This is a genomic window from Streptomyces sp. NPDC054841 (genome assembly GCF_053611045.1).
On sequence record NZ_JBSGZO010000623.1, the window covers coordinates 1 to 4,144 of the forward strand.

The 4,144-nt window shown below is 72.0% G+C and carries 5 protein-coding genes and 1 pseudogene; 2 read left to right on the forward strand and 4 right to left on the reverse strand.

Going from position 1 to position 4,144, the window contains the following annotated elements; translation table 11 throughout:
- Positions 1-183: 183 nt before the first annotated feature.
- Complete coding sequence (locus ACWGI8_RS40630; RefSeq protein ID WP_453668476.1) at positions 184-1,056, forward strand: PhzF family phenazine biosynthesis protein; 873 nt, start codon at positions 184-186, stop codon at positions 1,054-1,056.
- A 31-nt stretch (positions 1,057-1,087) separates the two neighbouring features.
- On the opposite strand, the gene ACWGI8_RS40635 is transcribed toward ACWGI8_RS40630, so the two are convergent.
- The 4 genes and pseudogenes from ACWGI8_RS40635 to ACWGI8_RS40650 form a co-directional block, all read right to left on the reverse strand.
- Positions 1,088-2,323 (reverse strand): cytochrome P450, encoded by a 1,236-nt coding sequence (locus ACWGI8_RS40635; protein WP_453668477.1) that lies wholly within the window; start codon positions 2,321-2,323, stop codon positions 1,088-1,090.
- Positions 2,324-2,489: 166 nt separating this feature from the next.
- Positions 2,490-2,798, reverse strand: a pseudogene (locus ACWGI8_RS40640) (aldo/keto reductase); the annotation flags it as partial.
- A 12-nt stretch (positions 2,799-2,810) separates the two neighbouring features.
- Positions 2,811-3,134, reverse strand: a complete 324-nt coding sequence (locus ACWGI8_RS40645) for a nuclear transport factor 2 family protein (RefSeq protein ID WP_453668478.1) — start codon at positions 3,132-3,134, stop codon at positions 2,811-2,813.
- 141 nt (positions 3,135-3,275) lie between these two features.
- Positions 3,276-3,434: a hypothetical protein gene (locus tag ACWGI8_RS40650; RefSeq protein WP_453668479.1), complete on the reverse strand. Its 159-nt coding sequence runs from the start codon at positions 3,432-3,434 to the stop codon at positions 3,276-3,278.
- A gap of 217 nt (positions 3,435-3,651) precedes the next feature.
- Between ACWGI8_RS40650 and ACWGI8_RS40655 the strand changes: the two genes are divergently transcribed.
- Positions 3,652-4,116, forward strand: coding sequence for a hypothetical protein (locus ACWGI8_RS40655; protein ID WP_453668480.1), 465 nt, complete (start codon positions 3,652-3,654; stop codon positions 4,114-4,116).
- The last annotated feature ends 28 nt before the right edge of the window (positions 4,117-4,144 follow it).

Here is a 4,144-nt window from a genome sequence, read left to right on the forward strand (position 1 = left end):
GCCGAAGGCCGTACCGGGGTCTGGGGGCCTGCCCCCAGTTCGGGAAGGGGCGGGGAGGGGACAAGCCCGCCGCAGGCGCCCACCCCTCGCGGGCCGGGGGCCGGGCGGGGCGGAGCGCCGGCGGGGGCTGGGGACTTGCCCCAGCCCGGGAACAGCGCGCCGGGGTCGGGCGTTGGGCACGGCATGACGATCAATGGGCAGCCCGAGGTGCTGCGTTACACCGCGTTCTCCAGCGACCCGGACGGCGGAAACCCCGCGGGTGTCGTGCTGGACGCCGCCGGGCTGGACGACAGCGACATGCTGGGGATCGCCGCCGGGCTGGGGTACTCCGAGTCGGCGTTTCTGACCGCTCCCCCGGAGGGGCTCGGCGGCGCGGACGGCCGGGCGTACACCCTCCGGTTCTTCAGCCCCAAGGCCGAGGTGCCGTTCTGCGGGCACGCCACCGTCGCCACCGCCGTCGCGCTCGCCGAGCGCATGGGGCCGGGGGAGCTGCTGTTCGCCACACCCGCGGGGACCGTTCCGGTGTCGGTGACCGAGGAGGGCGGGGCACTCCGCGCCACGCTCACCAGCGTCGAGCCGCACATCGAGGAGATCGCCGAAGACGACCTCACCGAGGCACTCGCCGCGCTCGACTGGCCGGCCGCCGACCTCGACCCCGCCTTCCCGCCCCGTATCGCCTTCGCCGGCGCCCGCCATCTGGTCATCGCGGCGGCGACCCGCGCGCGCCTCGCGGACCTCGCGTACGACTTCGCCCGCCTCGAAGCCCTGATGCACCGCCTGGACCTGACCACCGTCCAGCTGGTGTGGCGGGAGTCCCCCACCGTCTTCCACGTCCGCGACCCGTTCCCCGTCGGTGGTGTCGTGGAGGACCCGGCGACCGGCGCCGCGGCCGCCGCGTTCGGCGCGTACGTCCGCGAGTTCGGACTGGTATCCGAGGACGCCGTCCTCACCCTGCACCAGGGCGAGGACCTGGGCCGTCCGGGCGTGCTCACGGTGACGCTGCGCGCGGGCGACCCGCGCATCCGTGTCAGCGGCGCGGGGACGCGTATCGGCTGAAGCGCCGGCCGACGCATCAGCCGCCGACGCATCAGCTGAAGCGCACGGGCAGGTGCTTGATCCCGTTGATGAAGTCCGAGCGCATGCGCCGCGGTTCGCCCGTCAGCTCGACGTGCGGATGGCGGCGCAGCAGCTCCCGGGTGAGGGCCGTGATCTGCGAACGGGCGAGCCCGGCGCCCAGGCAGTAGTGCGGGCCGCCACCGCCGAAGGTGAGGTGTTCGTTGGGGGTGCGGCGGATGTCGAAGACGTCCGGGGCGCGGAAGACGTCCTCGTCCCGGTTGCCGGACGTGTAGTAGAGAACCGCCTTCTGCCCCGCCGCCACCGGCACCCCTCCGATCTCCGTGTCTCTCGTCGCCGTACGCCGGAAGTTGTGTATCGACCCGTTCCAGCGCAGGAACTCCTCCGTGGCCGTCGCCCACAGCGTGTCGTCGTCGATCCCCTTCACCAGCTCCGCCCGCGCCTCCGGATGCTCGATCAGGCTCAGCAGCGTCCCGGCGAGGAGATTGCGGGTGGTCTCGTTGCCCGCCACGCACAGCGTCACGAAGAACATGTCGATCTCGTGGGCCGTGAGCCGCTCCCCCTCCACCTCGGCGTGGACGAGCGCGCTGAGGATGTCCCCGCGTGGCTCGCGCAGCCGCTCGGCGGCCAGCGCGTCGCAGTACGCGTAGATCTCCGCCGCAGCGATCTGTCCGTCGGCCTCGCTCGTACGGAAGTCCGGGTCCTGGAGCCCCACCATCCGGTTGCTCCACTCGAAGATCCGGTCCTCGTCGGCGGCCGGAACGCCGACCATCTCGCAGATGATCTGCAGCGGCAGCCCCGCCGCGACTTCCTCGACGAACTCCACCTCGCCGCCCTTCGCGGCCACCGTGTCCGCCAGCAGGGCGGCCCGCCTCCCGATGTCCTCGGTCAGCTTGCGGACGACGCGCGGCGCGAAACCGGCGCTGACCAGCCGGCGGTAGCGGGTGTGCTTGGGCGGGTCCATGCCGACGAGGGTGAGGGCCAGGCTCTCCAGAGCCTCCGGCGCCTGATCGCGGATGAAGAACGAGCCGAGCTCCACCGACCACAGTTCGGGGTTGCGGCTGACGGCGACGATGTCCTCGTGGCGGGTGACCGCGAAGAACCCTTCGTGGTCACCCGGCACCTCGTGCCAGTGCACGGGCGCCTCGCGGCGCAGCCGCGCGAACTGGTCGTACGGCACGGCCCGTGCCCAGGTGTCCTCCAGCAGATCGATCCGGCCGGCCTGCTCCGTCCGGTCCGTCGGGTCCATGGCTCTTCCGCCTTCCACGAGTCGGGCGGTGCGGAGTTGTCCCGAGAAAGCCACAGACCTGACGAACCGTCAACCCTTCGCGAGTATGCGCCCGATGCCGGCCGGCTGCCGGGCCGTCAGCGGACCGTGCTCCAGCGCACCGGCGTTCTCCTCCGCCTGGGCGTTCGGCTGCCGCGTCGAGCGGGGCGTCGGAGATGTGGATCTGGTAGAGGTCGATGAACTCCGTGCCGAGACGGCGCAATGACGCGGTGAGCGCCTCGCGCGCATACCCGGGGGTGGCGTCGGCGCCGGTGAGCGTGCGGGTGTCCGCGTCGAAGACGTTCCCCCACTTCGCCGCGATCACCGCCTCCTTCCGGCGCCCGGCGAGCGCCCTGGCAAGGACGCGCTCGCTGCGCCCGGTCCCGTACACACCGGCGGTGTCGAAGAAGGTCACGCCGAGCTCCAGCGCCCGCCGGACCGCGGCGGCGGAGCCCTCGGACCGGCTCGTCTACGCCTGCGCGGTGTCGAAGCGCGCGATCTTCCCGTTCTCGATGGTGAACCGCCACTTCGTCCGCATCTCGCCCCACGTCTCGTTGCGGTACCGGGCTACGAGCGAGCGCCCCTCGTCCGATTCCGACTCGACCTCCATGTGCCCGCGCGAGTCGAAGATCTCCTTGTCGGTCCAGTCGTCGAGATCCCGGTCCGAGCCTTCGTCGGACATGGTCGCGTCCGGTGTGAGCGCGGCCATGAAGGCTTCGCGGTCGCCGGAGTTGACGGCCTTGACGAAGGCGCGTACGGCCGGGTCGCTGAGCCGGTCCACGGAGATGGTCATGGTCGCTCCTCTGGTGCGGGGATGCGTGGGTGGTACGCAGGTGGGTACGTGACCTCACCCGTACACCCCGCAACGCCCCGCCCCGCGGACCTTGACCCAGCCGTGGCGCGTCACTCCGCGCCGGCGGTCCGGCCCGGCTCCTCAGGGCGTCGGACAGGAATGGAAGACCCCCTCCGGGTCGTACCGCGCCCTCAGGGTTTGCAGCCGCCGCCAGTCGCCCGTCGTGAACGACCGCTCGGCGCGGGCCGGACCGGCGGTGAGGTCGGCCTCGGCGGCGTAGTGCCCCGTCCCGAGCGGCATCTGGCTGGTCCTCTCCGCACCGTCCCGCCGGTGGCCTGATCTGGCCGACGCCTGCCGGGATTCATGTGAACAGCCTTGCTTTCTCCAGTGGTTCCTGCCGCAATGACAGGCGTCACTGACTGCCCATCAGCCCCCGCCGGGAGCTGATGCCCGGCGCAGACAGCGGCAGTCGGCGACGCCATCCCGTGAACCCCCACACACGAAGGCGGGACCCCCCATGAAGCACGGCACACTCGGTATCGGCACTGCTCTCTTGGCCGCGCTGGCCGCGGGCACACTGGCCATGGCCCCCGCGGCCGGTGCGGTCGACCCGACGACGGCAACGTTGTCGTTCGACTGCGGTTCGTTCGGCTCCGGCGAGGCGACCCTCACGGCCACGCAGGACGGCACGGCCGCGACGATCAGCGTCTCCACCGCCGCCATCACCTCCCCCATCCCCATCTCCGCGAACTCCGTCAAGTCCACCCTGACCCTGACCAAGAACGGCTCCGGCACGGCGACGTTCACCGGCAACGCCAACCCGGCGATCCCGGCGGGCGGCGCGGTCGCCTCCGGACCGCTGAACGGCACGGTCGCCGCGGGCGACAGCCTCGAAGGGAAGTCCCTCACGGTCGTGGTCTTCGGCATCACGGCGACCTGCAACGCGACGTCTCCGCAGAGCCCCGGCCCGTTCGTGTTCTGACGGCACCGGCGGGTGCGCCGCTTCTGAC

Coding starts and splice junctions, on each gene's coding strand:
- ACWGI8_RS40655 (WP_453668480.1), top strand. CDS start 3,652: ATGAAGCACGGCACACTCGGTATCGGCACTGCTCTCTTGGCCGCGCTG.
- ACWGI8_RS40645 (WP_453668478.1), bottom strand. CDS start 3,134: ATGACCATCTCCGTGGACCGGCTCAGCGACCCGGCCGTACGCGCCTTC.
- ACWGI8_RS40630 (WP_453668476.1), top strand. CDS start 184: ATGACGATCAATGGGCAGCCCGAGGTGCTGCGTTACACCGCGTTCTCC.
- ACWGI8_RS40650 (WP_453668479.1), bottom strand. CDS start 3,434: ATGCCGCTCGGGACGGGGCACTACGCCGCCGAGGCCGACCTCACCGCC.
- ACWGI8_RS40635 (WP_453668477.1), bottom strand. CDS start 2,323: ATGGACCCGACGGACCGGACGGAGCAGGCCGGCCGGATCGATCTGCTG.